The organism is Bacillus sp. JJ664 (assembly GCF_036962205.1).
Taxonomy (GTDB): domain Bacteria; phylum Bacillota; class Bacilli; order Bacillales; family Bacillaceae_G; genus Gottfriedia.
In genome coordinates this window covers 376-642 of record NZ_JBALMS010000080.1, presented here as the reverse complement: position 1 = coordinate 642, position 267 = coordinate 376, and the positions used below count along the sequence as shown (strand labels likewise).

The following is a 267-nucleotide window of genomic DNA, read 5'->3' as shown; positions in this document are numbered from 1 at the left end:
CGCTCCCTCTATCACTTTTTTTAATTCAATTTTGGCACGCCTTAAGTAGGTTTTAATAGTGCCTTCTGGCTTTTCCATCGCTTCAGCTATACTCTTAATGGATAAGTCATGATAATAAAAGAGAATAATAGCAGTTTGATAGGAATTGTCCAAAGTGGAGAGGGCATAAGGTAAATCAATTTCCATTTCTACATTTTGATGATTCGTTTCTAAAATTTTATGAATGAGTGCATCACCAGATAAGACAGTATTATTTTTCTTATTTAA

At 32.6% G+C, this 267-nt stretch carries 1 protein-coding gene; it reads right to left on the bottom strand.

The window, feature by feature from the left end; translation table 11 throughout:
* On the bottom strand, window positions 1–267 hold a 267-nt coding region (locus V7056_RS13770; RefSeq protein WP_499702824.1), incomplete at both ends, for a sigma factor-like helix-turn-helix DNA-binding protein.